30 protein-coding genes are annotated in these 25938 nt (G+C 43.0%); 9 read left to right on the top strand and 21 right to left on the bottom strand.

Annotated features, from left to right (window positions below):
- Positions 1-58: 58 nt before the first annotated feature.
- The 6 genes from QUE24_RS09895 to QUE24_RS09870 all read left to right on the top strand — a co-directional run bounded on the left by QUE24_RS09895 (position 59) and on the right by QUE24_RS09870 (position 5403).
- Complete coding sequence (locus QUE24_RS09895; RefSeq protein ID WP_286303671.1) at positions 59-271, top strand: hypothetical protein; 213 nt, start codon at positions 59-61, stop codon at positions 269-271.
- 495 nt (positions 272-766) lie between these two features.
- Positions 767-1825, top strand: coding sequence for a phosphate ABC transporter substrate-binding protein PstS (pstS, locus tag QUE24_RS09890; protein WP_286303670.1), 1059 nt, complete (start codon positions 767-769; stop codon positions 1823-1825).
- Between the two features lie 125 nt (positions 1826-1950).
- The gene (gene pstC, locus QUE24_RS09885; protein ID WP_286303669.1) at positions 1951-2928 is read left to right on the top strand and encodes a phosphate ABC transporter permease subunit PstC; all 978 of its coding nucleotides are present in this window, start codon (positions 1951-1953) and stop codon (positions 2926-2928) included.
- The gene (gene pstA, locus QUE24_RS09880) at positions 2925-3830 is read left to right on the top strand and encodes a phosphate ABC transporter permease PstA (RefSeq protein ID WP_286303668.1); all 906 of its coding nucleotides are present in this window, start codon (positions 2925-2927) and stop codon (positions 3828-3830) included. Before pstC ends, pstA begins: the two co-directional genes overlap by 4 nt.
- A 14-nt stretch (positions 3831-3844) precedes the next feature.
- Positions 3845-4672: a phosphate ABC transporter ATP-binding protein PstB gene (gene pstB / locus QUE24_RS09875; protein ID WP_286303667.1), complete on the top strand. Its 828-nt coding sequence runs from the start codon at positions 3845-3847 to the stop codon at positions 4670-4672.
- A 14-nt stretch (positions 4673-4686) separates the two neighbouring features.
- On the top strand, positions 4687-5403 hold the full coding sequence (locus tag QUE24_RS09870; protein ID WP_286303666.1) for a hypothetical protein: 717 nt from the start codon (positions 4687-4689) through the stop codon (positions 5401-5403).
- Here the strand turns inward: QUE24_RS09870 and QUE24_RS09865 are convergent, their stop codons facing one another.
- The 20 genes from QUE24_RS09865 to QUE24_RS09770 all read right to left on the bottom strand — a co-directional run bounded on the left by QUE24_RS09865 (position 5404) and on the right by QUE24_RS09770 (position 21033).
- On the bottom strand, positions 5404-5703 hold the full coding sequence (locus tag QUE24_RS09865; protein ID WP_286303665.1) for a hypothetical protein: 300 nt from the start codon (positions 5701-5703) through the stop codon (positions 5404-5406).
- 66 nt (positions 5704-5769) lie between these two features.
- On the bottom strand, positions 5770-6501 hold the full coding sequence (locus QUE24_RS09860) for a hypothetical protein (protein ID WP_286303664.1): 732 nt from the start codon (positions 6499-6501) through the stop codon (positions 5770-5772).
- An 11-nt stretch (positions 6502-6512) separates the two neighbouring features.
- The gene (locus QUE24_RS09855; protein ID WP_343749520.1) at positions 6513-7739 is read right to left on the bottom strand and encodes a beta-ketoacyl-ACP synthase; all 1227 of its coding nucleotides are present in this window, start codon (positions 7737-7739) and stop codon (positions 6513-6515) included.
- Positions 7739-8464, bottom strand: a complete 726-nt coding sequence (locus QUE24_RS09850) for a 3-ketoacyl-ACP reductase FabG2 (RefSeq protein WP_286303663.1) — start codon at positions 8462-8464, stop codon at positions 7739-7741. The genes QUE24_RS09855 and QUE24_RS09850 overlap by 1 nt, the downstream gene beginning before the upstream one ends.
- Positions 8461-8913, bottom strand: coding sequence for a hotdog family protein (locus QUE24_RS09845; protein WP_286303662.1), 453 nt, complete (start codon positions 8911-8913; stop codon positions 8461-8463). The genes QUE24_RS09850 and QUE24_RS09845 overlap by 4 nt, the downstream gene beginning before the upstream one ends.
- A complete protein-coding gene (locus QUE24_RS09840; protein ID WP_286303661.1) occupies positions 8910-10091 on the bottom strand; it encodes a beta-ketoacyl-[acyl-carrier-protein] synthase family protein in 1182 nt (393 codons plus the stop codon). Before QUE24_RS09840 ends, QUE24_RS09845 begins: the two co-directional genes overlap by 4 nt.
- A gap of 7 nt (positions 10092-10098) precedes the next feature.
- Complete coding sequence (locus tag QUE24_RS09835; RefSeq protein WP_286303660.1) at positions 10099-10647, bottom strand: DUF3261 domain-containing protein; 549 nt, start codon at positions 10645-10647, stop codon at positions 10099-10101.
- On the bottom strand, positions 10632-11867 hold the full coding sequence (locus QUE24_RS09830; protein WP_286303659.1) for an NAD(P)/FAD-dependent oxidoreductase: 1236 nt from the start codon (positions 11865-11867) through the stop codon (positions 10632-10634). Before QUE24_RS09830 ends, QUE24_RS09835 begins: the two co-directional genes overlap by 16 nt.
- Positions 11842-12360, bottom strand: a complete 519-nt coding sequence (locus QUE24_RS09825) for an MMPL family transporter (protein WP_286303658.1) — start codon at positions 12358-12360, stop codon at positions 11842-11844. The genes QUE24_RS09830 and QUE24_RS09825 overlap by 26 nt, the downstream gene beginning before the upstream one ends.
- 50 nt (positions 12361-12410) lie before the next feature.
- The gene (locus QUE24_RS09820; RefSeq protein ID WP_286303657.1) at positions 12411-14159 is read right to left on the bottom strand and encodes an MMPL family transporter; all 1749 of its coding nucleotides are present in this window, start codon (positions 14157-14159) and stop codon (positions 12411-12413) included.
- On the bottom strand, positions 14159-14725 hold the full coding sequence (locus QUE24_RS09815) for an outer membrane lipoprotein carrier protein LolA (RefSeq protein ID WP_286303656.1): 567 nt from the start codon (positions 14723-14725) through the stop codon (positions 14159-14161). Before QUE24_RS09815 ends, QUE24_RS09820 begins: the two co-directional genes overlap by 1 nt.
- A complete protein-coding gene (locus tag QUE24_RS09810) occupies positions 14722-15129 on the bottom strand; it encodes an acyl-CoA thioesterase (RefSeq protein ID WP_286303655.1) in 408 nt (135 codons plus the stop codon). The genes QUE24_RS09815 and QUE24_RS09810 overlap by 4 nt, the downstream gene beginning before the upstream one ends.
- Positions 15126-16073, bottom strand: coding sequence for a lysophospholipid acyltransferase family protein (locus QUE24_RS09805; protein ID WP_286303654.1), 948 nt, complete (start codon positions 16071-16073; stop codon positions 15126-15128). Before QUE24_RS09805 ends, QUE24_RS09810 begins: the two co-directional genes overlap by 4 nt.
- Positions 16063-16812: a glycosyltransferase family 2 protein gene (locus QUE24_RS09800; RefSeq protein ID WP_286303653.1), complete on the bottom strand. Its 750-nt coding sequence runs from the start codon at positions 16810-16812 to the stop codon at positions 16063-16065. Before QUE24_RS09800 ends, QUE24_RS09805 begins: the two co-directional genes overlap by 11 nt.
- Complete coding sequence (locus tag QUE24_RS09795) at positions 16805-18490, bottom strand: ApeI family dehydratase (RefSeq protein ID WP_286303652.1); 1686 nt, start codon at positions 18488-18490, stop codon at positions 16805-16807. Before QUE24_RS09795 ends, QUE24_RS09800 begins: the two co-directional genes overlap by 8 nt.
- Before the next feature lie 136 nt (positions 18491-18626).
- Entirely contained in the window at positions 18627-18866 is a 240-nt protein-coding gene (locus QUE24_RS09790; RefSeq protein ID WP_286303651.1) for a COG4648 family protein, read from the bottom strand.
- Positions 18867-19050: 184 nt separating this feature from the next.
- Positions 19051-19278, bottom strand: a complete 228-nt coding sequence (locus QUE24_RS09785) for an acyl carrier protein (RefSeq protein WP_286303650.1) — start codon at positions 19276-19278, stop codon at positions 19051-19053.
- Positions 19279-19287: 9 nt separating this feature from the next.
- The gene (locus QUE24_RS09780) at positions 19288-19548 is read right to left on the bottom strand and encodes a phosphopantetheine-binding protein (protein ID WP_286303649.1); all 261 of its coding nucleotides are present in this window, start codon (positions 19546-19548) and stop codon (positions 19288-19290) included.
- Positions 19532-20308 (bottom strand): lysophospholipid acyltransferase family protein, encoded by a 777-nt coding sequence (locus QUE24_RS09775; protein ID WP_286303648.1) that lies wholly within the window; start codon positions 20306-20308, stop codon positions 19532-19534. The genes QUE24_RS09780 and QUE24_RS09775 overlap by 17 nt, the downstream gene beginning before the upstream one ends.
- Positions 20309-20313: 5 nt before the next feature.
- Positions 20314-21033, bottom strand: a complete 720-nt coding sequence (locus tag QUE24_RS09770) for a beta-ketoacyl synthase chain length factor (RefSeq protein ID WP_286303647.1) — start codon at positions 21031-21033, stop codon at positions 20314-20316.
- A gap of 187 nt (positions 21034-21220) precedes the next feature.
- Here QUE24_RS09770 and QUE24_RS09765 point away from each other — a divergent pair, with 187 nt between their 5' ends.
- From QUE24_RS09765 to QUE24_RS09755, 3 genes are all read left to right on the top strand, one after another.
- Positions 21221-21661 carry a hypothetical protein gene (locus QUE24_RS09765; protein WP_286303646.1) on the top strand — a complete coding sequence of 147 codons (441 nt, stop codon included), beginning with the start codon at positions 21221-21223 and terminating at the stop codon, positions 21659-21661.
- Entirely contained in the window at positions 21651-22382 is a 732-nt protein-coding gene (locus QUE24_RS09760; RefSeq protein WP_286303645.1) for a 4'-phosphopantetheinyl transferase family protein, read from the top strand. Before QUE24_RS09765 ends, QUE24_RS09760 begins: the two co-directional genes overlap by 11 nt.
- Positions 22383-22643: 261 nt before the next feature.
- Positions 22644-24416 carry a methanol/ethanol family PQQ-dependent dehydrogenase gene (locus tag QUE24_RS09755; protein ID WP_286306105.1) on the top strand — a complete coding sequence of 591 codons (1773 nt, stop codon included), beginning with the start codon at positions 22644-22646 and terminating at the stop codon, positions 24414-24416.
- 587 nt (positions 24417-25003) lie between these two features.
- On the opposite strand, the gene QUE24_RS09750 is transcribed toward QUE24_RS09755, so the two are convergent.
- Positions 25004-25837, bottom strand: coding sequence for an OmpA family protein (locus tag QUE24_RS09750; protein ID WP_286303644.1), 834 nt, complete (start codon positions 25835-25837; stop codon positions 25004-25006).
- Positions 25838-25938: the final 101 nt, after the last annotated feature.

The raw sequence follows: 25938 nt of genomic DNA, 5'->3' as shown, positions 1-25938 counted from the left end.
AGCTGCTGCCAGCTATGTAATCATTTTTAATATGCTCTCCAATACAAAGGAGAGAGAAATGAATGTTTTATTAATAGGTGCTGTTGCTATGATTGCAGCATTGATTCTATCGGCATGGTTAATGACATTTGCCAGATGGTTTCCCATCAAAGGGATAGACGGCGACTTTTTAGTCGATTACAAAACCATGATCAGGGCTCACGTAGATTATGCACTCATGGCATTATTCAGCTTAGGTTTTTTATGGTGCTGCGACTGGGGCCGATATTGAGTTATCAAAGTTCGCCTGTCTTTGTGTCGCCATTGGCGGATTCACTAACCCAACCATTTTTGTGATTGCCGCTTTTGATATCGATTTCTGGAATAAAACTATCTGGAAAATATTCTCAGCATTGAGCTTTATTATTACAACTATTGGCTTTGTCTGGATTGCCTTCAGATTACTTATGTTTGCAATTCAGTAGAAGTAACAATACTGCTATTAAGACTATAGAGTCCCTAATAATGACGCTCTATTTAGTCATAATGTCACTTTAATTTATCCATTTTGTGAAAAGAGACGAATTAAAAAAACTGACATTGATACATTATCAATAAGCAAAAAGATCTATAGATAATTGATTTTAATATAAATTATTAGATACAACCTTCTACTGATATAAAAAATTCTGACTAAATTTGCTTTTGTCATAAATCTTTAACTTAAGACCGATACTCTGTTCGAGTTAAAGATTTTTATTGCTTAATTAACTAGTCAGGAGTTTCTATGAAACTATTTGCAAAAAATGCAAAGTCAGTTTTTCTTATCACTGCCCTTGTTGGTGCGATGTCATCAACTGCTGCACATGCCGAACTGAAGTTGAACGGTTCTGGTGCCAGTTTTCCAGCCCCTCTTTATAACAAATGGTTTAAAGATTACAGCAAGCAAACTGATGGTGTGCGTGTAGATTACCAATCTAAAGGTAGTGGCGCAGGTATTCGTGATTTCATCAATGAAACAGTTGACTTTGCAGCAAGTGACGCGGCGATGAAAGACAGCGAAATCGAGCAAGTCAAAAAAGGTGCGATTCTGTTACCAATGACAGCCGGTGAAGTGGTTCTGTCTTACAACCTGGAAGGTGTTAAAGAATTAAAACTGCCACGTGATGTTTACCCAGCCATTTTCATGGGCAAAATCACTCAATGGAATGACCCAAAAATCCAAGCAGCCAACCCAGGTGTTAAATTACCTGACGAAAAAATCACTGTAGTCGTTCGCTCTGACTCAAGTGGTACAAGTTATGTTTACACCAACCACTTGTCTGCCATCAATGCAGAATTTAAAGAAACTATCGGTGCAGCTAAATCACCTAACTGGCCTTCTTCTGCATTAATCGTCAAAGCGCCAAAAAATGATGGTGTGACAGCGACTATCAAACAAACGCCTGGTTCAATTGGTTACATTGAATATGGCTTTGCAAAATTAACCAAAATGCCAACCGCTATTCTTGAAAACCAAAAAGGTAAATTCGTTGAAGCCGGTGGTGAAACAGGTGCTGCTGCATTAGCAACTACGACGTTCCCAGAAGGTAATTTACCAGGTAGTGATGTACCTGATTTACGTGCTTGGTCTACTGACCCTGCTGGTGAAGATGCTTACCCAATCGCCTCGTTCACATGGTTGTTGGTCTACAAAGATCAAGAAGATGATAAAGCAAAAGCTTTACGTGACTTAATCGAGTACATGGTAACAACAGGTCAAGAATCATCTGAAGCAATGGGTTATATCCCACTACCTGAAAACGTGGTTGAGAAAGTTCGCAACGCAGCGAAAATGATCAAGTAATCACATCAATTGAAAACTGAGATAAAAAATGCTGCAAGGCTGGAAAGTCCTTGCAGCATTTTCTCTGTTTTTACACGCCATAAAACATGTTTAAAAACACGAATGAATAATTGATAGGAACGCACATGGTTTACGATCCATTTAAAGAAGCCAGTAGTGATAAAACACTGTCTGCTCCGCCATCATCGACGGATTACTTAAAAGACTCGGTATTTCGCTCTTTTGCTTATTTTTGCGCCCTATCCATTGTCCTTTTGGTTGCCTATATCGTTTTTGAATTAGGTTCACAGGCATTACCGGCCATCAAAACACATGGCCTTGGCTTTATTACTGGTACTACATGGGATACCAACCAAGGGGTGTTTGGTGTGTTACCTGAAATTTGGGGCACATTATATAGTTCGCTCTTAGCTTTACTTCTGGGTGGTTTATTAGGTGTTTCAATAGCGATCTTCCTGACTCAAGGATTTGTATACGCTAAGTTCGAAATGATTTTCAGAACCGTCATCGAATTGTTAGCAGCTATTCCCTCTGTTGTTTATGGTTTATGGGGCATTTATGTACTGATTCCATTGATAAGACCTGGCGCTGAGTGGTTACATGACACCTTAGGCTGGTTTCCCCTATTTGGCACAGAGTTGAGTGGTCCAGGTCTTGCTCCTGCGGCATTGGTACTCGCTATTATGATTTTACCTACCGTAGCAGCGATTTCTGCAGATGCTTTCCGCCGTATCCCCTACAAAGTGAAAGAAGCCGCTTACGGTATGGGTGCTACCAAGTGGGAAGTCATTTTAAAAGTAATGCTCCCTACAGCCTCTTCCGGCATTTTGGCTGGTTTAGTGCTTGGATTCGGTCGCGCTCTTGGTGAAACCATGGCGCTCGCCATGTTGATTGGTAACGTCAACAATATCGATGTTTCACTGTTTGCTCCGGCCAATACCTTAGCGTCACTTCTTGCTTCTACTTTCCCTGAAGCAGGTGAAATCGAAATACAGGCTTTAATGTATGCCGCGCTGGTTCTACTGGTCATCACCTTTATGGTCAACGTTGTCGGTTTGGCAGTACAGCAATACACCATGCGTAAGTTTGAGGGTAAAAAATGAGTCAAATACAATTAGAAGAGCAGGTATTGCCACCAAGAATTCAGTTACCGGCTCTGGAAAAAAATATTTTTGAAGTCAGGGCATTAAAAAACTACTTTCTGACATCCTTAGTTTGGTTGTTAGCTGTTCTAGCCAGTATCCCTCTATTTTCAGTGATTTATATGCTACTCGTACAAGGTGGCGCCAGACTGGATATGGAAGCGATTACCGCCCTGCCACCCGCTGGTTTTGAAATGGGTGGTGGCTTTGGTAATGCCATTGTCGGTACATTAACCATGGTCGGTATTGCCTCGGCCATCAGTATTCCAATTGGCATTATGGCAGCACTGTATTTATCGATACTTAATCCTTCCAGCAAAATAGCAACCATCTCACGCTTTTTAGCCAAAGTATTGACGGGCTTTCCTTCAATCCTGGCGGGTGTTTTTGTTTATGCCGTTATCGTTATCACAACAGGAACTTACTCTGCCTGGGCAGGTGGTGTGGCCTTAGCTGTTCTGATGTTGCCTACGGTGACTTTGGCAGCAGAAGAAGCCATGAAACAAGTACCACAAAAAATGAAAGATGCCGCGTTTGGCATGGGGTGTACGCGTACACAAGTCATATTAAAAGTGGTTTTACCTACGGCATTACCCGGCATTTTGACCGGTGTGATATTGGCTGTAGCGGGTGCCGCGGGTGAGTCAGCTCCGTTACTGTTTACTGCCTTGTTTAGTAATTACTACATGGCTGAACTGGCAGAGCCAACAGCCTCTTTATCCATTTTGATTTACAACTTCTCCGGCATGCCGTTTGAGAATCAGATTGAGCTTGCTTGGGCAGCCTCTCTGGTACTTGTAATACTCGTCCTCTTTTTCAATATTCTGGCCCGCGTTGTCGGCAGATCGAAATTTAAAGAATAACGTAAGGAAAACCTATGAATATGCAAACCGATACCGCTGAATTTATTGCTGAAAAGTACGTGCCAAAAGGCCCTGTGGTTTTAGATTGCCATGTAAAAAATATCTACTATGGCGACTTCAGAGCAGTCAGAGACACCACCATTCCTATTGAGAAAAATAAAGTCACCGGCTTTATTGGTCCATCAGGTTGCGGTAAAAGTACCGTTCTACGTAGCATGAATCGTATGAATGATCTGATCGACTCCTTCCGCTTTGAAGGTCATATTCAATATCACAAACATGATATCTACAGCAAAAAGGTCGATGCGGTCATTGTCAGACGTTATATCGGCATGGTGTTCCAGTTACCTAATCCTTTTTCTATGAGCATTTACGATAATGTTGCCTTTGGTCTGAGACTGAATGGCTATAAAGGCGATGAGGAAGAGATGGTCGTTAAAGCACTAAAACGTGCGGCTATCTGGAATGATGTCAAAGATAAATTGAAAAACAGCGGATTATCTTTATCAGGTGGTCAGCAACAACGTTTGTGTATTGCCAGAGCCATTGCCACAGAACCTGATGTGTTATTAATGGATGAACCTTGTTCAGCTCTAGACCCGATTGCAACACGTCAGATCGAAGAGTTGATGGTAGAACTGAAACAACACTACAGCGTGGCTTTAGTCACACACAATATGCAACAAGCCATGCGTGTGGCTGATACAACAGCGTTTCTGGGTGTGGATATTTCACAAGGTGGCCGTACTGGTTATCTGGTTGAAATGGACGATACCAAAAAGATTTTTGAAGATCCTCAACAGTTATTAACCAAACAGTATGTGCGAGGTGAGTTTAGTTAATCTAAACCATTATTATGGGTTCATCATCACTTAATGCTGTTCACAGTGCGACACAACATGATCTGACAGCCAATATTGCTCGACTCAATATTAGCGCTGTCAGATCACGTCTGCTTGATACGCAAAAACACTTTGATAAGATTAATAAAACTCTCACAGTACAAAGAACACCACCTTCAAATGAAGTGATTGAAAACATCATTGCTGGCTATGCCAAGATAGATTTTTATCTGGCGAATGGCATTGATCTGTTCGCCATGGGTAATTCACATTTACTGTTAGAACTTAACCACATAGTGCTTTATCACACTTCATCAATATCTGAAGAAGAATCGCAGCATCAATTTGAAGCAACAAAGGCCCACTTCTACGCAGCACGTAATGGTGGTATTGGTCAGCTTATGGACTGGTTGGCACTCAATCAACATACCAATATTTGGAAGCGAACGGCCGGTTTATTCACCAATATACTGAGTCAGCCTCAGCTGTTTCTGGAAGGCAATCATCGTACAGGTTCGCTCATCATGAGTTATTTATTGATGCATGAAGGCTATCAGCCGTTTGTGTTGTCTTACGAGAATGCCAGACATTTTTTCGAGCCTGCTGAACTGACCAAAAAACGTCGTAAGAAATCATTAGTCGACGATTTTGTATATTTGCCAAAACAAACACGTAAATTTGCCAAATTGCTGAAAGACGAGCAAAAAAGGCAATCTTTTTTGAAAAATTAGCTAGTGATAACGGGTCGTAGACGTTTTTTCTTTTAATTCACCGCGATTGGACTCAATAATTCTCTGAAACTTCTCCGGATCTTTACGAAGAATATCGATATATTCACTGACCAAGTCATGCCACTGATTACCACCATGAATAGCAAACTTTTCCAAAGCAACTAATAATAACTTGGCTGCCACTCTAAGTTCTTTGCTATCAGCCTCACCATACCATCCAAGCAACTCATTATAGAGTTCTTCGATTTTTTCCAGAGGCGTGAACTCCACAACCATTTCTTCAGAATCTTTGTCACTCATCTCAGCACTCTTTAAATGAAGTTGTCTCTGGGCAAACAGTTATGTAGAAAAAAGTACTCACACCAGTTACTTAGCATATTTTTGAATTTTTCGATGTGGCGTCTTCTCAGCTACTTCCGCCAACAGAGCTTCATGTCCAGAGTTTTGTTTAAGCACTTTACAGATCCAAGCGGCCGTATCTTGCCCCAAGGCATCCAAATCAGGGTTCATGTACATACTCTCTAACTGCTCAGTAAATAAAGCCATAAGCTCAGGGTCATGAATATTTTCATGAAAAGAAGCTCGCGCGGCCAGTCGCTGTGTGTAGCTATCACCTGTTTGTATCATCCGCATATACATCTGAACTTCAAACGGTTTTTCCGGTTGTTCGATAACCACATGACTTAACTGACGCTGGACCGAAATATAAGTACTTAAGTCGCTCAAGGCCTTTTTGGCATGTCGTTTAACTTTTGACTCCGCTGCTTTTTTTGCTAACAGTTCAAGCGTCGATGTGTATTTTGGGTTACCACTGTATCCTAGCGCTCTTACCTCATAGGCCATCAAATTTCGCTTATCTGAGTCATATAGCTTTTCTTGGTAATTCGCCAATAAATCGGCTTCCAATACATCATATAAGCGAGGATCTGAGATACCTGACCACTGTAATCGTTCCAAGACAGTCTCTTTGCGTTCTTGTGAACCTGTTTGCACCACATTTAATACTGCATCAATCTGCTCATCTTTACTCTGATAAGCCGCAGCATTCATTGAAAGTGCGGTGAGTAGTAATGGAATAAGCTTCTTCCCTAAAGTCATAAGTTATCCTTTTAGTTCCATCGTTGAAAAATAAGTGACGTGTTAATACCGCCAAATGCAAAGTTATTCGACATCACATAATCGGTATGAATTTGCCTGGGAGCATTCATGATGTAATCCAGCGTGCCACAATCGGGATCGACTTCATCCAGATTTGCCGTCGCATGAAACCAATCACTGTTCATCATTTCAATAGCGACCCAGGCTTCTAATGCACCACATGCACCTAATGTATGACCAGTATAACTTTTAAATGAGCTTATCGGCGTACTGGAACCAAACACGGCTTCGGTTGCCGTGGTTTCAGCAATGTCTCCACGATCGGTAGCCGTTCCATGAGCACTGATATAGCCAATATTTTCAGGCTCAATAGCGGCATCTTGTAGCGCTAATTCTATGGCCTTTTGCATGGTAGCGGCTGAAGGTTGAGTCACATGACTGCCATCCGAATTTGTGCCAAAACCAATCAGCTCAGCATAAATAGTTGCACCTCTGGCTTGTGCATGTTCCAGCTCTTCCAAGATCAAGGTGCAGGCTCCTTCACCTATAACCAATCCGTCTCTGTCTTTATCAAAGGGTCTGGGAGATAAATGTGGTGTGTCATTCTTAATACTGGTGGCATATAAGGTATCGAACACTGCGGCTTCAGTCGCACATAAGGCCTCACAGCCACCCGCAATCATAATTGTTTGTTGACCGGCTTTGATGGCTTCATAAGCATAACCAATGGCCTGACTGCCAGAAGTACAGGCACTTGATGTGGTTAATACACGACCTCGCAAACCAAAATAGATACCGATATTCACGGGAGAGGTATGCGCCATCATTTTAATATAGGAGTTTGCATTCAATCCTTCGCATGAGTGATTCAATAGCATATTGCCAAAATCAGCGACAGCACCGGTATCACCAGCCGAAGAGCCATATGCCACACCAACATCGCCACTATTAAGAATGGGATCATTGAGTAAACCAGCTTTATCTAAAGCCAACTCGGTACTCAACACGGCTAACTGAGCAACCCGTCCCATGCTCCGTAAATCCTTACGCTTATAATGCGCCGGCATTTGAAAGTCCCGAACGGGTGCACCAAGACGCGTATTTAGCTCAGCATATTTATCCCACTCATCAATGCGGCAAATCCCCGTTGTCATCGTTTCCAGGTGATGGCGAATAGTGGCCCAATCATTTCCTATAGGCGAAAAACCCGCTACGCCTGTTACAACTACGCGTTTCATCAGACCATTCCACCATTCACTGAAATGACTTGGCGCGTAATATAGGCAGCACCTTCTGACATTAAAAAACTCACAGTCGCTGCGACTTCTTCGACTTTACCAACACGTTGCATCGGTATTAGTTTCATCGCTTCATCCATGAAAACATCTTCTGTCATCTCTGTATCAATTAACCCCGGCGCGACACAGTTCACAGTGATTTTACGTTTAGCTAATTCAATAGCGAGGGCTTTGGTCGCACCGATAATACCGGCTTTGGCAGCACTATAATTAACCTGTCCACGATTACCAGCCACGCCAGAAACGGATGACATAGTGACAATCCGACCTGGTTTACGTCTTCTCACCATCGGCATGGTGAGTGGCTGTAATACATTATAAAAACCATCAAGGTTCGTTCTTAATACCAGATCCCATTCTTCACCAGGCATAGCAGGAAAAGCATTGTCTCGTGCAAGGCCAGCATTACAAACCACACCATAATAAGCACCATATTCTTCAACATCCGCTTCAAGCACTGCCTGGCATTGCTCTCTATCAGCTATATCAAACTGTAATATGCGAACCTGCCGACCAAGGGCTTTAACCTCTTCAGCCACGGCCTCAGCTTCAGTCCACTTGCTACGGCAATGCAGCACGATGTCATAGCCATCATTCGCTAGCTTAATCGCAACAGCGCGGCCGATACCTCGGCTTGAGCCTGTTACTAATATGGTTTCGCTCATTGTTTTGCTTCCTTAATAAACTGACTGGCATCGTCTGGTTGAAATACATTTAAATTCGCTGTGGCTTCCACATTGAATGCCGTCAACATGCCTTTAAATACATGTAATCCATTTTCAGCCACCATGTCTCGCTCGACTCTCACTGTTAACGTCAGTCCAGTAGCAAACCATGGCACGTTCGATTCATAACGCCGTGTGCCGAGTAGAAACCCAAGCTTGGGTGGCTGATTTTGTTTTCTTTCCTGCACACCTGAAAAAGCCGCGATGGCTTGGGCAAGGTATTCCAAACCAACCCATGCCGGCACGCCCTGTTCCTCTGCAAATAACGTGGCTGAGGAGATATCGACCTCCGCTTCCAACCAGTCATCGCCATAGGCTGTCACACGACTTAACAATGACATGGTGCCTGAATGGGGTACAAGGTCGTCTACAGAATACTCAATACTCATTCTGCTCGTTCCATCACTAAGGCCACATTATTACCGCCAAAAGCAAAGGAATTGCTTAATACGCGTCGTACTGGTGTTGATGTGTGCTGACGCGTCACAAAATTCAGTTCTGGCAATTCAGGATCAGCATTGCCATCCCAGTGATGAACTGGCAACACAGCATTGTCCATTAAGGTTAGCCAGCAAATAGCCGCTTCTACTGCACCCGCAGCACCTAGTGTATGTCCTGTCATGGGCTTGGTAGAGCTACATAAAACCGATGCAGGAAAAACACGACTAACAGCTCGCGACTCCATTTGATCATTCAACGGCGTCGCTGTGCCATGTAGATTCACATAATCAATGTCATCAGCTTTCAGACCAGCGTCAGCCAATGCCATTCTCATGGCTCGTTCGGCTCCAGTTCCTTCTGGTTCTGGGGCAGAAATATGGTGGGCATCACTACTTTCACCAACGCCTGATAACTTAACACCTTCAGGATTAGCAGAGACAATAAACAACGCACCAGCCTCCCCAATATTGATGCCATTTCTATTCTGACTAAATGGGTTACAAATCGATTTGCTGACCGCTTCCAATGCTGAAAAGCCTTGTAGAGTGAGCTTACACAGTGTGTCGACACCACCCGCAATAACCACATCACAAAGCCCGGCAGTAATAAGCCTCTTGGCTGAAGCCAAGGCTTTGGCACCTGATGAACAGGCTGTAGAAACAGCATAGACCGGACCTAAAGCGCCAGATAGTGTTGCAATGAACTCGGCCGTATTGGCCATTTCCTGAATCCTGTAATGATAGTTTTCAGGTAAGCCATTTCCTTCGACATAAGACTGGATAGCGTTCTCAGCATCAGAAATACCCGATGTACTGGTTCCAATCACCACACCGACTCGCTCAGCACCATAGTTTTTTATGGCCTCATCAACCCTTTCCTGAATCTGATGATATACCGCCAAAGCCAGTTGGTTATTTCGACTTTGCCAGCATGCCTCTTCCATTGGAATATCAGGTAATACTTGTTGACACATAGCGACAGGCACAGGCTCTGTACCATAGGCACCAGACAGGGTCATGAGATCGTTTGGTTCAGCCTCAAGTCCACACTTAAGTTCCAGTATATTGTGTCCGGCAGCACACAGTACCCCTACCTGATTCAGGTAAACATTTTTTTTATCAGTCACACTGTTATCAACTCTGTAAGGGCGAAATCATCACACGGTAATGATGCTGTTTATGGTGAATATCAACGTTATCATCAGACATCCTTACGTCAAGGATAAGTGTATTACCTTTATATAAACGGCGATAATTCGGAGTAAGTTCAACTTGCCAATTCAACCGTTCATTATAATACTTGTGCACCGTTTTTTCTGGCCACAACGCAAATTGCATAACAGACATCACTTCTTCGAGAGGTAATGTCATATCCGTCAGATTAGTCGCTTGAAAATGGTTACCGTCATAGTTCATTTTCAGCAGAATCTGGCCAGTTGGTGTTATCACAGCCACACGAAAATCCAACGTTGTAAACCGACTCAAGGCAATAAACGACTGTGGCTGCTTATCTTGAATCACGGTGACTTTTTGTTTCATCAGTCCCGCCTTTGGTCCCTCAGACGGTGGTAACAATAACAGCGTATTTTCTGGCATCAGTAATGGCCGAAACAGACTACACGCTGTCAGCGTAAAAAATAAAAGGCCTAAGAATAGGATGCGCGGCATTACCTGTTTCTGCATAACTCTGCCAGAGAACTTAACCGCTTCACATCTTTCACGTATGGGTTGTGCGTGTCCCAAGCGTATCCGGCCAAAATAGAACTAATCATCCGTTTTATAGGTGCATTTTTATTTCGGGTAAAAATAACATCCTGTAGCCTGCCGTCGTACCAGGCTTCAACAAACTCTTTAAAAGTATGAATCCCCTGCTGTAGCGGCAAAACAAAGGCGTTATGCCAGTCCACCTCTTCCCCCTGTAACTGCTTATCAAGTACGGAAGCAGCCAAACTGGAGGACTTGAGTGCTATCGTTACCCCAGAAGAAAATACAGGATCCAGAAATTCACCCGCATTGCCCAATAAGGCGTAGCCATCCCCATAAAGCTGTGAAACATCACAGGCATAACCGGTAAGCTCACCAACCCGAGTATCAAAGTTTGCCTGCTGCAGTAAGGTCGCCATCCAGCCGGATTCGTTAATGAGTTGTTTGAGCTTGTCATCAGTCTCACCATCAAGTTGCTGAATAAACTCCTGCGTAGCAACGACACCAACTGATGAGCGACCATTACTGAAAGGTATTAGCCAATACCAGACATCCTGAAACTGGGGGTGTACCGTGATCAGAATTTTATTGCGATCATAGTTTTCATCCTGTATCCGGTCTTCAATGTGTGTAAACAACGATGTCCTTGATGGAAAGTTTGACGGTTTATCCAAGCCTAATAAGCGAGGTAATACACGCCCATAACCGCTAGCATCCAACACAAACTGACTTCTCAGTTTATAGACATCGCCATCTTCATCCGCTACGGTGACATACGCCGTTTTCTGGTGATATTCAAATGCAGTGACGGTCTGCCCATAACAAATCTCAACACCTTGCTGCTCAGCAGTATCAGCCAGAATTTTGTCAAACTTATCGCGTTGTACCTGATATGTCGTCCCCCACCCCTCAGTGAACTTCTCGTTAAAATCAAATGATTCATAACGTTCTGCACAGCTGAAGGCGGCGCCATTTTTAAATTGGAAACCGGCCGCATGAACGGCATCCAACATATTGGCCTGCTCAAGAAAACGCATACTCTGCGGCAGCAAACTTTCACCAATGGAGAATCGCGGGAAATACGTCTTCTCCAATACTAATACTCGGTAACCACGCTGATTTAATAACGCAGAAACAACTGCACCTGCTGGCCCAGCGCCAATGACGATAATGTCATACTGACTTTGTGTTGCCTTCAACACTCTCTCCTTGAGTTATACGACGAAAAAAGGTCGCTAAAATCCACACCCATGACAATCCCAACAATACTGTCAAACCAAAATGCATCAATACTGGTGTCTGACTCAACGCTAATAGACCAAAAGCCATTAAACTTGTCAGCACCGACAATGTGACCGCTAACCAGGTTTGAGTCGCCCCTGAGGTTTCTGTCAAAAAGATTCCCATATCAATGCCAATACCTAACACCAGAATTAAGGCCATAAAATGAAACAAATTCACGCCAGGTAGCACAGCCATTAATATCGCTAACGTAAAGAAGGAGGCTAACATGGGCGGCAAAATAATTCGCCAAGTGGCGTTTTTATAGCGCCAAAATAAAATGGCAAAAACACCAATATAGGCCAAACACATCCACAACATAATTTGTTGTCGATAATCCTGCATCAAGTTTGAAATGGCATCGACCTGATCCACTAAAATCAGTTTTGGCACCGTCGCTTGTAACTGCACTAATGCCTGTGCTGATAATGAGTTCGAGGAGGCGAGACTGATAACTGTCGCTAAACCGGCTTGTTCTGACTCAATAATCGGTGAGGACAGTAATCCCCCTGCTCATCTTTTCTGTCAGGTGTTAAGCGGTTCAGTTTGTCATTATCAAGTTTATGCCAAGCTTGCCCACTCATCTGCTCGGAAGCGTTCAGCAATTTATATAGCGAACTCAATTCTTGCTGGTATAAGCGTGCCACTCGTTGACTATTATTAGTCTGTGTTTTCTTCGATGGCACCGATTCCGAAAGCATGCGGTAATGAGAAATTTGACCTTGTTGCTGTAGCCTTTCTAATACGGGTTTGAGTTGCTCTTCTTGTTGTAGACAGAGTTCTATTTGCTCGCAGGGGTTTAACAAAAACTGTGTACTACTGTTAAGACCTAAAGCGTGTTGGACATATTGCTCTTGAGCTAGCAACTCAGGGGGAGATGTTTGTAATAGCCGGATATCATCTTCTGTTTCGCCATAAAACACACTGATTGCAGCGGCAATAGTAAGGAAAATTAAGAGAATACGGACAGAGAGACTCTGCCCAACACTTGGTAGCTGTTGTTGCCAACGATAAATCCTATCACTTAATCGTGGCGTCGTGATCGGCAAGCGTCTTGTCATTAATGGCAACCATAATACGACTGTTAACCAGGCTGAAATTAGTCCGACAATAGAAAAAAGTGCCATCTGTCGCAGCCCTGGGAAAGGGGTAATCGCTTGAGCAGCATACGCCAAAACACTTGAAAGTAGACCTAATGCTAACCCTGGCAAGATATGCGATATAACATCTCGCCGTTGTTGTCGTTCACATAAAAAATGCAGGGCATAATCAATCGCCACACCGATTAAGCCAGCTCCAAAGGCAAACGTCACGATATGTACGCGTTCAAACATCAAAAACGCTACAGATGAGGCCACGATTAAGCCAATAAAGACAGGGAGTAATAATAAAGTGACACTATAAAATCGTTTAAAAACCCACCACATCAGCAGCACAATGCCGAGCAGCGAACCGATACCTATCGTCGACATTTCTTTTTGTGCTTGCTTGGCACCAGCATCGGCATGAACCAATAAGCCAGAGAGCTGCAGCGAGACACCTTTATCTTCCAGCTTGTCTTTTTGCTGCTGATAAACACCTAAAACCGCTTTCTGCGTTGCCATTGAAAAAGCATCATCCGCTAAATTCACTATCACGAGATAGGTATCATTTTTTCCTCTGAGCTTTAGATAATCATCTTCTGAAGTGACATTAATGGGTGATTCCAACTGCTCTAACCACGATGACATCAGACCAAAAGGGTCATCAACCAGCGAATGTCCACCAAGACTCACGGGATTCAAAATGCGTGACAATGCTCGTTGTTTAACGATATCGCTTTTGTCAGTATCAATAAGTGTGACTAACTCATCTGTCAGCAAACCATAACGATAAGGGTAAAGCGTCTGTTGATACTGTGTGAGCGTGGAAGCTTCAAATTGTGACAGCACAGAACTGACTTGTGGCAATGCACGAAGAGAATCCGCCAGAGCTGTCGAAGACGCTTGTCTGATTTCTTTATCCGATGCTGTCACCAGAATAAGTAGTCGCTGAGAAAACTGCCGTCCCATCTGCTCAGAAGCGGCTTTAACGAGAGGCTGCTGCTCAGATTGTGGCAACAGACTCATCATACTGGTATCTAATACTGGCCGATTAACGGCTGTAATACCTATTAGCAGTAGGACAACAAGTAGCCAAACCCATGCCAAGAGTTTAAAGAAATTGTTCATCAGTGCGACTGCGATAATTCACTAAATGTAATATGTGTTTTATCACCATTATGTTCGTTCAATGTGACTTCTCTAAGCCATTTATCTCCTGATAACTCCACACTGCTGACAACTTGTTTTAAGGTCTGTTTCTTGGGCGTTAAGGTGACATGCCACTGCTCACCATGCTGTTCACCATTGGCATAGAAAAACTCGGCTAAGTCGTGCCATTGCGCGGTTAACACAGCAAAAAAGATGTTACTCAGGATCTGAACTGAGGGATTTTTATCCGTTTTGATATGCAAAATTTCATTATTTCCCTGACGGCTGACAATATCATCAGGTGTCATTGTCAGTTCATTTTCTATCGGTGTTTCAGTCATCCAATGGATGAACTGATGACGTTGGTATTCAAATCTCCCTTGGGACGTTAAGGTAGTATCAAACTCGACAATCTGCTTCTGTTGCTCGAACCGCCCCTGAAGAGAGGCTGGAGAATCTGTGAGTTTGGCAAGTAAGTCGTAAGATAATTCTGCCTGTGCGGAAAAACTAATGAACAGCATCATGAGCATAGAGAGTCTGATCATGCTGTCACCCCAATTTTTTCAAATAAAATAGCGGGTGAGACAAATAACATTTCATTATTTGACATATCCACGGCGACTTGTACGGTATAGCCTTTGGTCAGTCTTTGCCCTGTAACCAAGTCATCAATCTGATAGTTTATTTTCAGACGATTCTCCCACTCCACCAGCGTTGCTATCACCTTCACTTTTTGTTGAAACTTTAGTGGGTGTGCATAACGAATACGTAAATCAATCACAGGCCAGGCATACCCTGACTGTTCCATTTCCGGATAGTTATATTCAATTTTATCCAATAAGGCACAGCGAGCAATTTCAAAATATTTCACATAATGACCGTGCCAGGCAACGCGCATCACATCAACATCGTGAAAAGGGACTTCAATAATCGTTTCTACCTGAATCACTGTTTCTCCTCAGTTTGCTGAGTTTGTGGTGTCATTTTTTGCCAAAACGGATAAAAATTAAACCATTGCAGAGGGGCAATATGGCAATAATGAGCCAATCTATCAGCATATTGTTGGACAGTATTTGTTAATAAAGCCTGCCGTTGCTGTCGAGTGAAAGATAACTTTTCAGAAAATAACTCTGTGTAGATGTGATACATCTTGTCTTGCTTAAGGCAAAACATCAGATAGACCGGACACTTTAATAAACTCGCTAATAGAAAGGCGCCTTGAGGCAAAGCCGCTTGTTCACCTAAAAAGGTGACTTCAGAGACTCGTTGCTGCCCAGTGACCGGTGTTCTATCACCAGCAATAACAAGAAACTCTCCAGCTTCAACACGTTCAGCCATCATCATGGCAAAGGCCGGGCTCATATCAGTCACTTGATACATCTTAACCTGTGTCGTATTGCCTACCTTTTTCATTAAGGCATTAAATTTTTCAGCATGTTGGGTGTAGACCAGCAAGGTCAATTTCAAATTCGGCTGTTGATGTGCCAATGCATTACAGACTTCGGTATTACCCAGATGGGATACCACAATAATACCGCCCTGCTTTTGTTCAATAGCCGCATCAAACTGACCGTCACTATGAAAGCGTACATCTTTGAGTTGAATACGTCCCATCCATGCCAGTAATTTATCCAGCAGAATGTCAGCAAACATAAGAAAGTGTTTAAATGACGATAACCTACCTAAGTCAGGATAGGTCTCGGTTAGTCGTGATAAATAATGTTGTGAAGCTTTTCTAGCTTCTCGACGGGTTAAATAATAGTAAGTCATCACCGGAAATAAGCAGAGACGAAAAGCCCATCGACCAAAGACCCGATAACAAAATAATAGAATCTGCATGCCGATGACCGTCCCGGACTCGGCCACACGCGACCAATGCGAATTATTGACCATCACGTTTACGCCATAATAAACACGGCATACGCCACAACATGCCAAAAAACAGCCGTGTATGCATGAGCGTAATCAAACCATTATCCTTCCATAAAAGAAAGTGAGAAACACCATCCAGCGGATAATGCACTTTCGTCGGTAAATTAGTGACTTTCTGATAACGCCATAGCCATCTGACGATGACTTCCGGATCAAAGTCCATACGGTTACCACAGTGAGAAAGCAGCGTTACAGTCTGTTGCAGCGGATAAACCCGAAACCCACACATACTATCTTTAATGCTAAAGGATAAGGTATTAATCCAGATCCATATATGAGTCAGATAACGACTGTATAAACGTATTTTAGGCACTGATTCATCATACTGAGGGTAGCCAGTGATAAGCGAGTCTGGCTCACTTTCTGCTGCTTGAATAAAGCGGGTAATATCTGCCACATCGTGTTGACCATCCGCATCGATTTGCAATCCATGTGAATAGCCATTATCCAACAACCATCGCAGACCCGCCTTCACCGCGGCGCCTTTACCGCCGTTCACTTCTAGGCGAAGCAAACTTAACTGATGCGGAAACTGTTCAGCAAGAGCAATCAATGTTTGCTGACAGGGTATATCACTGCCATCATCCACCAATAGAATAGGCAATCCAGAGGCCATGACTTGGGCCACAATCGTCCCAATCGCATGTTCATGGTTATACACTGGGATCACAATGGCAGGATTAAAGATATTTTCAGGCATAACAAACCTTTCCGCTTGAGTGAACGCCCTTCTCAGAGGAAAAACTGAAACTCAATTTCTGCTTGCAGTGGTCATAACTTAACGATAAGCTGACTACACTTCCGGGCAGGATCAGTTGTTGAAACTTAATCGCTTCCAGTCGATGGAAATGACCAGAAATATTAAGATATTTTTGTCCGAGCTTGGCTGCCCAGTGCAATTGCACAACGCCAGGTAAAATAGCCTGCTGTTGAAAGTGCCCATCAAAATACAGAAGCTCTTCAGGTATGCGACAGCTGAAATCCGCCGCCTGTTCACTCACAGTTTCAGCTTCAATGATAGGCCAAACTGTATCGGGCTTATCAAACAATGCTGTGAGCGCATTCATGGTTAATTTTCCTTGTGTATTCACTGGCATCGCCTCAATAAAACGCCAGCGTCTCGGCAATAAAACAGGCTCAAACTGATCGGCTAATGAGTGTTTCATGCTTTTTATAAGTGCTTTTCTTCCCTGAGTGATGAGCTGCTGCTGACCGCTCTCAGATAACACGGCCACCACGGCTGTTTCTGTACGCTTTCTGCTCAAGAGTATGGCTCTTGCTTCAGCAATCCATGGGTGCTCTATTACTGCATTGGCTAATTCAGTCAATGAGAGGCGTTTTCCCTCGACTTTCACGATAGGGTCATGCCTGCCTAGCAAAGCAAAATCACCCTGAGGATCAAATTCAATATGATCAGCTAATACATATGAATTTCCACCCTGAACAAATCTTACTTCAAGCCCACCCGTCTCCACTGTCTTTAACTGAACATGAGACAGTTTATGCCACAAAGCATCGTGCTCAGTATCTTGTTGACAGCGCCAAGCGATGGCCCCGGTTTCAGTACTGCCATATATCTCCTTAACTCGCACATCGAGATAAACAGACACATTCATACTCTCGGTTCGGGTTAATGGTGCGGCTGATGAATAAACCTCAACACAATTATTTTTTACTAAATTCCAGTCCTGCTCGGCATTCATTCTTGCTAGATGCGCCGGGCTGGAAATCAAACAGAATCGTCCGTACAACGAAGCAGAACGGATCAATTCCTCAGGATACTCATGTAACTTCGCGCTAAATGCCTGCTGATAGCAAAAAGGTCTTAATAAACGAAATATCACTCCATACATATGCTGATGTGTGACTGTAGCAAGCACCACTTCAACGTCTTCACATGAAAGACAATCCAATGCGGCTATTTCTCTATCCAGCGCCTGTAGAGACTTATCAATACGTTTCGGATGCCCCTGCGAACCAGAAGTAAATACCTGTAAGGCAATCAAGTCAGTACTGGCTTTCTGCCACTGCCATACCTCCTGCTCCTCATCGCTTGGCTGGGGAAACGTATTTTGCTCAAACTCCCCAACAAAGCCATCGACATGATGTTGAAGTCTGGCAACCGTTGCAGGAAGCTTGTCAGCAGAAAGGCATACCGTCCGTTCTAATTGCCATAGCGCTAGCATGATAGCCAGGCACTCAAACGCATCTGAATGATAGACGGCCCAGTATTGTCCTTCATGTTCTTTAATACTTGCTATCCAGGCGGTAACACGTCGATTTAAATCTGCACGATCCCGCATTCTGTCACCATCGATAGCGATCACGACATCATCATTACCTTGCCACCAGCTAAACAAACTATAAGGAATCGTCATTGTCGCCTTACTCTTTGTCGAATAAGCCATTCAAGACTGAACATGACAGCGATAAGCACATAGGCAATCACGCCGTTATATAACATCCAGGCTTGCGATGACATAAAAAAGACGGTGATAAAAGCGATTGTCGCATTTAAAAGAAAAAGACACTCCAGGCGATAGTGACCTTCCGAGTATAGGCTATCCCTTCTGCCGGTAAATCAGGTTCTCTGAGTTTCGCCAGTTTTTCAACCACTGACTCCTTGGCATATAAGCTCATCACAAATACGGTAAATAAGCTCAGGTTGATCATGACCGGATATAGTTTTAATGCGGTACTCGTTTCACTGAATAAGACAAGACTCACTAGCAAAGCCACCATCAGCGTAAGCATGAGTCGCTCCTGCCACAAAGTGGCGAGCCAGAACCGACTCACTAATAAGAGCCCCAAAAAAACAATTAATGTTTGATAGTGATTACTGTGTAAGCCCCAAAAGACAATAAACGGATAGGCGATAGATAACAGGACAGAAAACAGCCTGATAGCAGTCATCATTGCTCGTTATTCAATAACTTATCTACTTGCTCAACAATATCCTGAACGGTACGAACCATTTTAAAATCGTCTGGCTGAATTTTTTCTTGGTCATTTTTCTTAACTCGATAACAAGATCAACCGCATCAATACTATCGATATCCAAGTCTTCATATAAATTCGATTCAGGGCTGATATCTGCTGGATCGATTTCAAACAGCTCTTCAAAAACCGCCACTACTTTTTCATATATTTCTTGCTGACTTTTCATGATGTTGTTCTATTTTGTTCTATGTTCTTCAACCAGAGCAGCTAAAGCACTCACACTGGCAAAATGTTGCCTTGTCTCTTCCGAGTCTGACTTAAGTTTAATGCCATATTGCTTTTGTAGCGCTAAACCAATCTCCAGTGCATCAATCGAGTCGAGTCCAAGTCCATCTACAAATAAGGGGTCGTCACTGTCGATATCCTCAACATCGATATCTTCCAGATCGAGGCTGTTGATAATCATTAATTTTATTTCATTATGCAGTGCGTTCACGCAATCCTATCTCCTCATTAAAATACTGACTTAACGCAGAGGTTAAGTTTCTTGCGGCAACAGAAGGTTTATCCTGTTTTATAAAATCGGTAATAGCTATCGGCTCTGCCACTGTAATCTTGAAATGTGGCTTGCTATCAGGGATTTGGTACCAAGGTTGTCCTTTGGTCAACGTGACAGGCTGACAATCAATTAAAACCGGGGTGACGTCAACTTGAGTCCTAACTGCAACATTGGCTGCACCACGCTTTAAGGTTAATACTTTTCCAGGAATTGAACGTGTCCCCTCAGGAAAAATAATCAGCACATCACCATGTTTAAACGCAGCTTCAGCCGCCGCTATCACATCGTCCACGCTATCATCATTAACAATGTAGCCAGCGGCTTTCAGTGGGCCTCGCGTGAACGGATTACGCATCAACGCACTTTTTACCACGCAGTTTGCTTGTGGGATCAGAGAGATCAGAAAAACGACATCTATCAAAGTTGGGTGATTGGCTAAAACAAGCTTGGCTTCCTTTAATCGATCAATATCTTCAAGCTCATATGAAAGGATGCCCATGCTTTTCATTAATCGAATATAAACCCGAAAGCTATGATGAATAAAGGCTTTGCCTCGTCTTTCTCTGCGCTGTACATCTCCAGGCAACAGATAAATAACAGGAATGACGACCAACGGAATGATAATTCCGCCCAAGCCAAAGAGTAAGAAACTAACAGCTGTTGCTAATAATCGCCAAAGTCGCTGCACATTTCTCACCGTTCTCACCTTCTAACACGCCAACAACTTGCTGATGTGGTGAGCTTAATCTCTTGCTGATAGCTCATTAACAGCGAAATAAAATCAAACAGTCCTTGCTCAGAACTGAATGAAGAATCAAATCTGGGTTCACGTGCAAACTCTATGGCTGAATCAAGGGTTTCATCATGACTGACAATCAAGGCAACGGCCACAGGAAAAGGTAAACTTTGAGAAAACCGTTGATAAATATCGGGTAATGGTACGTCATAGATAACACATAACACCTTGCCATAGACTTCTAGCTGTGCAGCAGCCTCATGCAATGTGCTCAGTACTAAATTTTCAGTACTGGCTATCGCTGTAATAGGAGCAACATCCTGACGAGCGATCGACAACAATCCGCCTACCGCATTATGCACAGCCAGACTGAAACTGGTTGGTGATAAAGGCTCACTGTTACCAATATCTTTTAATAATGATAATGTCAGCGGCGTATCACCATGACGGGAAGCGAAGATCGTAGAAATCCCCTGTTTACTCTCCATCAGGTTAAACGTGGCTTTCGCAGCAATTTTACCCAGCGTCGTAAAACGACGACGCAACAAAGCCGGTACTTGTTTTATCTGGATAGGTGTATTTTCGGATGGTTTGCTATCAATATCATCAAACCACTTCATCCATGCGTCTGTATCTTCCATGCCAGGTGCCAAGGCGGACCATGACTCCAACTTCAGCTTAATCAATGAGTCAACCTCTGTGATGTCATGCGAGTCCGTTCGGTTAGCGTTTGTGTCTAACGTTTGTCATAAAGTAATCAAGTATTGGAAGAATTCTACTTTCATCATTGATATATGCAAGAAAAAACATGGAAATTGTAGTAAAACAGCCGATGAACTATACTGCCCGCTTTTTACACATGGACGTTATCTCATGAAAAAAGTCTTTTCGATATTGATTCTTGCCACTATGGTGTTATCTAGCCAAGCATTTGCTCGAGATACAAAACACCTTTTTTCAATCAAAGAGGCAATGGAATCGGCTGACTTCAAAGAAAAGCTGGACCCCACCATTCGCTTTATTTTTGGTCAACCAGCAGATACAAAAGTCCTTGAAGACAAAGGTAACTTCGTAAGCAATAAAAAAACGAACGCCTTTAATAAAACCGACAAAGAGGCGTGTGAATGGGTTCTCCTCAGTGCACTACTCTCATTCCAAGATAGAGTCCGATCTGAAGGTGGTAATGCCGTTATAAATATAGAGAGCTATTACAAAAAGAACGCTTTTATCAGCACAAGCGAGTATGAGTGCCATGCAGGCGCTATTATCGCTGGCGTCGCTTTGAAGGGTGATGTCGTTAAACTTGCTGAATAAACACCTACACTGCCCTCAACTCTGGTTAGCCAACCTTGAGGGCAGTTCAGATTCTCTTAATTCAGATTTTTTAGACGAATCGAGTACTCAAAGATATCACCGACTATCCTCCCCCAAAAAGCGACAACAATTTTTATTAAGCCGATGGTTAATTAAATACGCCGTTAATCATCTGTTTGGTATTCACTTTGAGGATGTGGTTATTGATGACAACACGGATACCTGCCCCAAACTCCCCCAATTAACCAGCCCCTTCTTTTGTAGCCTGTCCCATAGCCATGACTGGGTAGCTATTGTGTTTGCAGACTTACCATGTGGTGTTGATATAGAAATTAAGAAACCACGTAACAATATGATTGGCATGGCCAAAAGTTTTATGTCTGAGAGAGAATATGAACTTTACTCCTCAAACACATCTCAAGATTATTTTTACCAATGCTGGTGCATAAAAGAAGCGTTTTATAAATCTCTGCCGAGATCAACACAATTCAAAACACCTTTCCATACTATTGATACTGGGAGGTTGAGCCAGTCTCCTAACTGTACTTTATCTTCATTCACATCTGAGCAATATCAGCTCGCAGTCTTTATCTCATCCACAATAGAAATAATGGACGCTTATTTAGTTACGCCCCCAAGCAATGCCACTCAACCTTTTACATCCACAAGTCCAATGATTGTTAACTGGGAGCAACTCCCCATACGCTCTCTTTATAAATAGTTTGCTCTAAGATACTCCCCCTACCATCGTTACTTGTCTGAGATTCCAATCGGCCATTATTTTTGGAAACTAGTGCAATTAGTTCCTTTTTTTGACTGTTAGTCTTTCCCTACCCCTTGGGGATTATCAAACATGATTTTGTGTTTGGTAAATGATGACTTATAGAAAAGCCTTCTGTTTTTTTATACGTCAGCGTTTGGTAAAGAAGTGGCGACTTCAGCTTCCGCTTACTTCTATATCTTAAGTTTGAAGGGAAAAATGATGAAAAAAACAACAATATCTCTGGCTTTAATGTCAGTTGCTCTACCCATGACAAGTTATGCAGATGAATTGCTTTCTATGCAAAAAGACCCGAATGAGTGGGTGATGTCAGCAGGTAACTATGAAAATCATCGCTATAGTGAATTAACGGATATCAATAAAGAGAACGTTAAAGATCTGAATATGGCCTGGTCATTTTCAACAGGTGTATTAAAGGGTCATGAAGGTAATTCACTTGTTATTGGCGATACCTTATACATTCATACGCCATTTCCAAACATTGTGTATGCATTAGACCTAAACAATGACGGTGCCATCAAATGGAAATATGAACCCAAACAAAACTATGATGACACCGTACCTGTTATGTGCTGTGACGTCATCAATCGTGGTTTAGCTTATGGTGATGGCAAAATCTTCCTAAACCAGGCCGATACTACATTGGTAGCTTTAGACGCGGAAACCGGCAAAATGGTTTGGTCTGATAAACGCGATGATCCCAGAGTCGGTGCAACTAACACGGGGGTTGCTCATGTATTTAAAGATAAAATCGTCGTTGGTATCTCTGGTGGTGAATTTGGTGTTCGTGGTTATGTTCAGACTTACGATTTAAATGGTAAGTCTTTATATAAAGCCTACAGCACAGGTCCTGATGCAGAGATGTTGGTAGATCCTGAAAAAACAACATCGATGCTGAAACCTGTTGGTGAAAATTCATCATTAAACACCTGGAAAGGTGATCAATGGAAAATTGGTGGTGGTACGACTTGGGGATGGTATTCATACGATCCGGATCTGAACCTGTTTTACTATGGTACGGGTAACCCATCGACATGGAATCCACTGCAACGTCCTGGTGATAACAAATGGACTATGTCATTGTTTGCCCGTGATTTAGATACAGGCATGGCGAAATGGATTTATCAAATGACGCCACATGATGAATGGGATTACGACGGTGTCAACGAAGTCATTCTTGCCGATCAAAAAGTCAAAGGCAAAATGCGCAAAACAGCAGTCCATTTTGACCGTAATGGTTTTGGCTACACCATGGATCGTGCATCAGGTGAATTATTAGTCGCCAACAAGTTTGATCCTTCGGTTAACTGGGCGAATAGCGTTAATCTGAAAACAGGCTTACCCGACCGTAATAAACAGTTCTCTCCTGAACATAATGGTGAAGATACAAACACGACTGGAATCTGCCCGGCAGCACATGGTGCTAAGGATCAACAACCTGCTGCATACTCACCAAAAACGGGCCTGTTCTATGTGCCAACAAATCATATTTGTATGGACCTGGAACCATTTGAGGTGGAATATTTAGCGGGTCAACCTTATGTAGGCGCCTCAGTCAATATGTTTGCTGCTGAAAAAGACAATATGGGCAACTTTATTGCCTGGGATGCACGTGAAGGTAAAATCGTCTGGTCTGATAAAGAAAGATTCTCAGTATGGTCAGGTGCTTTAGCGACAGCCGGTGATGTCGTCTTCTACGGTACTTTAGAAGGATATTTAAAAGCAGTTGATGCTCAAACTGGACGTGAGCTATGGCGTTTCAAAACCCCATCAGGCATCGTGGGCAATGTGAACACCTATAAACACGATGGCAAACAATATATTGCTATCTTGTCAGGCATTGGTGGCTGGGCTGGTATCGGCATGACCAACAACCTGGAAAATGACACCGATGGCTTAGGTGCTGTTGGTGCCTACAAATCGTTATCAAGCTGGACTTCTTTAGGTGGCGTTCTGAGCGTGTTCAGCCTATAAGATCATTCTAATACTATAGATTGACACAGTGCATAAGACTCCGGTGATAGACATATCATCGGAGTCTTTTTTTATCGGGGATCAATTTATTTTCTCTGCTTCCAAAGAAAACAGCTTGCACGTTGAGGTGACCTTATTAATCCTCAATCTTTTTAAATGGATTTTCTACAGGCAAAAAAAAGCCCTCATCAGAAAACTGAGAGGGCGAAGGGAAAACCAATGAAAGCCGTAAAGCTGAATTTAATAATAGATAAACACGGCTTATTCTAATATAGGAAAAACTCCTTTTATCTCTCAGCTCAAGTCAGTTTTTTCTCTCCTCTTAGATAATAGAATTGTTCCACTCAAACCTTAGAGGAGTACTTGTAGTCAAGAATCGACCACTGAGAGAGGGCTTACAGCTCAAAGCAAACAGATATAACTCGCCTAGTGTTCTCCATACCCATTGCAAACCAAGTCTGCATGAGTGCTTAACTACTCTGCAGTGGCTGATGGCTACTATAACGATTTAATCATTCTCCTGGATAAGGATAAAAAAAGGCCCTGCAAGCAGGGCCTTTTATCATCACTTGTGATGTTGTCTTGTTTTATTCGTTAACAACGAAATCAACACGACGGTTTTTCGCTCTTCCAGCGTCTGTATCATTTGTAGCAACTGGGAATTTTTCACCCATACCTACTGGGATCAGGTAGCTACCATTGATACCACGAGAAGTCAGGTAGTCAACAACAGACTGCGCACGTTCTTGTGACAGTTTTTGGTTGTATGCTTCACTACCGATGCTATCAGTGTGACCTTCAACACGTACTTCAACAACGCTATCAGTATCTTTCAGAACAGAAACAGCTTCTTCAAGAATTTGTTTCGCATCGTCAGTCAACGTCGCTTTATCAAATGCGAAATTAACGCCTTCTAAAGACAGCACTTTTTCACCTGCTAATGGGCAACCATCTTGGTCAACAATGACGCCTTTAGGTGTGTTAGGGCACAGATCTTTGTAGTCAGGCACTGCATCACCATCAGAGTCAAGCGCACAACCTACGCGGTCAACAGTCACACCAGGAGGTGTTTGTTGGCACATGTCGATACCGTCGTACACACCATCTTTATCTGTGTCATATGCACAACCATTTTGATCAACTAAGGCACCTGGAGGTGGCTCTACAGCACATACTGGTTTTTCTACTGCTGCTTCTTGTTCTTCTTCACCGTTAGGGCAAAGTAATAGTGCGAGCATTGAACCTACTACAGCACTTCCAGCTGCAGCATCAGAATCACCTGCGGCAGCGCCTGCGGCACCACCAACTAGAGCACCACCTACTGCACACATAATGTTTTGGTTAGTTGTTTTCGGATTACCCGCACAACCAGCCAGCAAAGCTATTGCAAACGCTGCTGACAGGAGTTTTGATAATTTCATATTGCCTTCCTTTTCCGTAGAAAAATAAATGAACACGTCTTAAATTTTGATTTGCTCAATACCGAGTGTGGTACTTTCGCTACATATTAAACCAGTATTTG

The organism is Methylophaga marina, from assembly GCF_030296755.1.
In the GTDB taxonomy this organism is placed as follows: Bacteria; Pseudomonadota; Gammaproteobacteria; order Nitrosococcales; family Methylophagaceae; genus Methylophaga; species Methylophaga marina.
The sequence above is the reverse complement of the archived record's forward strand: the minus strand, read 5'-3'. Positions and strand labels throughout refer to the sequence as shown.

Bases quoted from the DNA above. Each gene is read 5' to 3' on its own strand.
- QUE24_RS09895 (WP_286303671.1), top strand. From the start codon at position 59: ATGAATGTTTTATTAATAGGTGCTGTTGCTATGATTGCAGCATTGATT.
- pstS (WP_286303670.1), top strand. From the start codon at position 767: ATGAAACTATTTGCAAAAAATGCAAAGTCAGTTTTTCTTATCACTGCC.
- pstC (WP_286303669.1), top strand. From the start codon at position 1,951: ATGGTTTACGATCCATTTAAAGAAGCCAGTAGTGATAAAACACTGTCT.
- pstA (WP_286303668.1), top strand. From the start codon at position 2,925: ATGAGTCAAATACAATTAGAAGAGCAGGTATTGCCACCAAGAATTCAG.
- pstB (WP_286303667.1), top strand. From the start codon at position 3,845: ATGAATATGCAAACCGATACCGCTGAATTTATTGCTGAAAAGTACGTG.
- QUE24_RS09870 (WP_286303666.1), top strand. From the start codon at position 4,687: ATGGGTTCATCATCACTTAATGCTGTTCACAGTGCGACACAACATGAT.
- QUE24_RS09865 (WP_286303665.1), bottom strand. From the start codon at position 5,703: ATGAGTGACAAAGATTCTGAAGAAATGGTTGTGGAGTTCACGCCTCTG.
- QUE24_RS09860 (WP_286303664.1), bottom strand. From the start codon at position 6,501: ATGACTTTAGGGAAGAAGCTTATTCCATTACTACTCACCGCACTTTCA.
- QUE24_RS09855 (WP_343749520.1), bottom strand. From the start codon at position 7,739: ATGAAACGCGTAGTTGTAACAGGCGTAGCGGGTTTTTCGCCTATAGGA.
- QUE24_RS09850 (WP_286303663.1), bottom strand. From the start codon at position 8,464: ATGAGCGAAACCATATTAGTAACAGGCTCAAGCCGAGGTATCGGCCGC.
- QUE24_RS09845 (WP_286303662.1), bottom strand. From the start codon at position 8,913: ATGAGTATTGAGTATTCTGTAGACGACCTTGTACCCCATTCAGGCACC.
- QUE24_RS09835 (WP_286303660.1), bottom strand. From the start codon at position 10,647: ATGCAGAAACAGGTAATGCCGCGCATCCTATTCTTAGGCCTTTTATTT.
- QUE24_RS09820 (WP_286303657.1), bottom strand. From the start codon at position 14,159: ATGAACAATTTCTTTAAACTCTTGGCATGGGTTTGGCTACTTGTTGTC.
- QUE24_RS09815 (WP_286303656.1), bottom strand. From the start codon at position 14,725: ATGATCAGACTCTCTATGCTCATGATGCTGTTCATTAGTTTTTCCGCA.
- QUE24_RS09805 (WP_286303654.1), bottom strand. From the start codon at position 16,073: ATGGTCAATAATTCGCATTGGTCGCGTGTGGCCGAGTCCGGGACGGTC.
- QUE24_RS09800 (WP_286303653.1), bottom strand. From the start codon at position 16,812: ATGCCTGAAAATATCTTTAATCCTGCCATTGTGATCCCAGTGTATAAC.
- QUE24_RS09795 (WP_286303652.1), bottom strand. From the start codon at position 18,490: ATGACGATTCCTTATAGTTTGTTTAGCTGGTGGCAAGGTAATGATGAT.
- QUE24_RS09790 (WP_286303651.1), bottom strand. From the start codon at position 18,866: ATGCTTACGCTGATGGTGGCTTTGCTAGTGAGTCTTGTCTTATTCAGT.
- QUE24_RS09785 (WP_286303650.1), bottom strand. From the start codon at position 19,278: ATGAAAAGTCAGCAAGAAATATATGAAAAAGTAGTGGCGGTTTTTGAA.
- QUE24_RS09765 (WP_286303646.1), top strand. From the start codon at position 21,221: ATGAAAAAAGTCTTTTCGATATTGATTCTTGCCACTATGGTGTTATCT.
- QUE24_RS09755 (WP_286306105.1), top strand. From the start codon at position 22,644: ATGAAAAAAACAACAATATCTCTGGCTTTAATGTCAGTTGCTCTACCC.
- QUE24_RS09750 (WP_286303644.1), bottom strand. From the start codon at position 25,837: ATGAAATTATCAAAACTCCTGTCAGCAGCGTTTGCAATAGCTTTGCTG.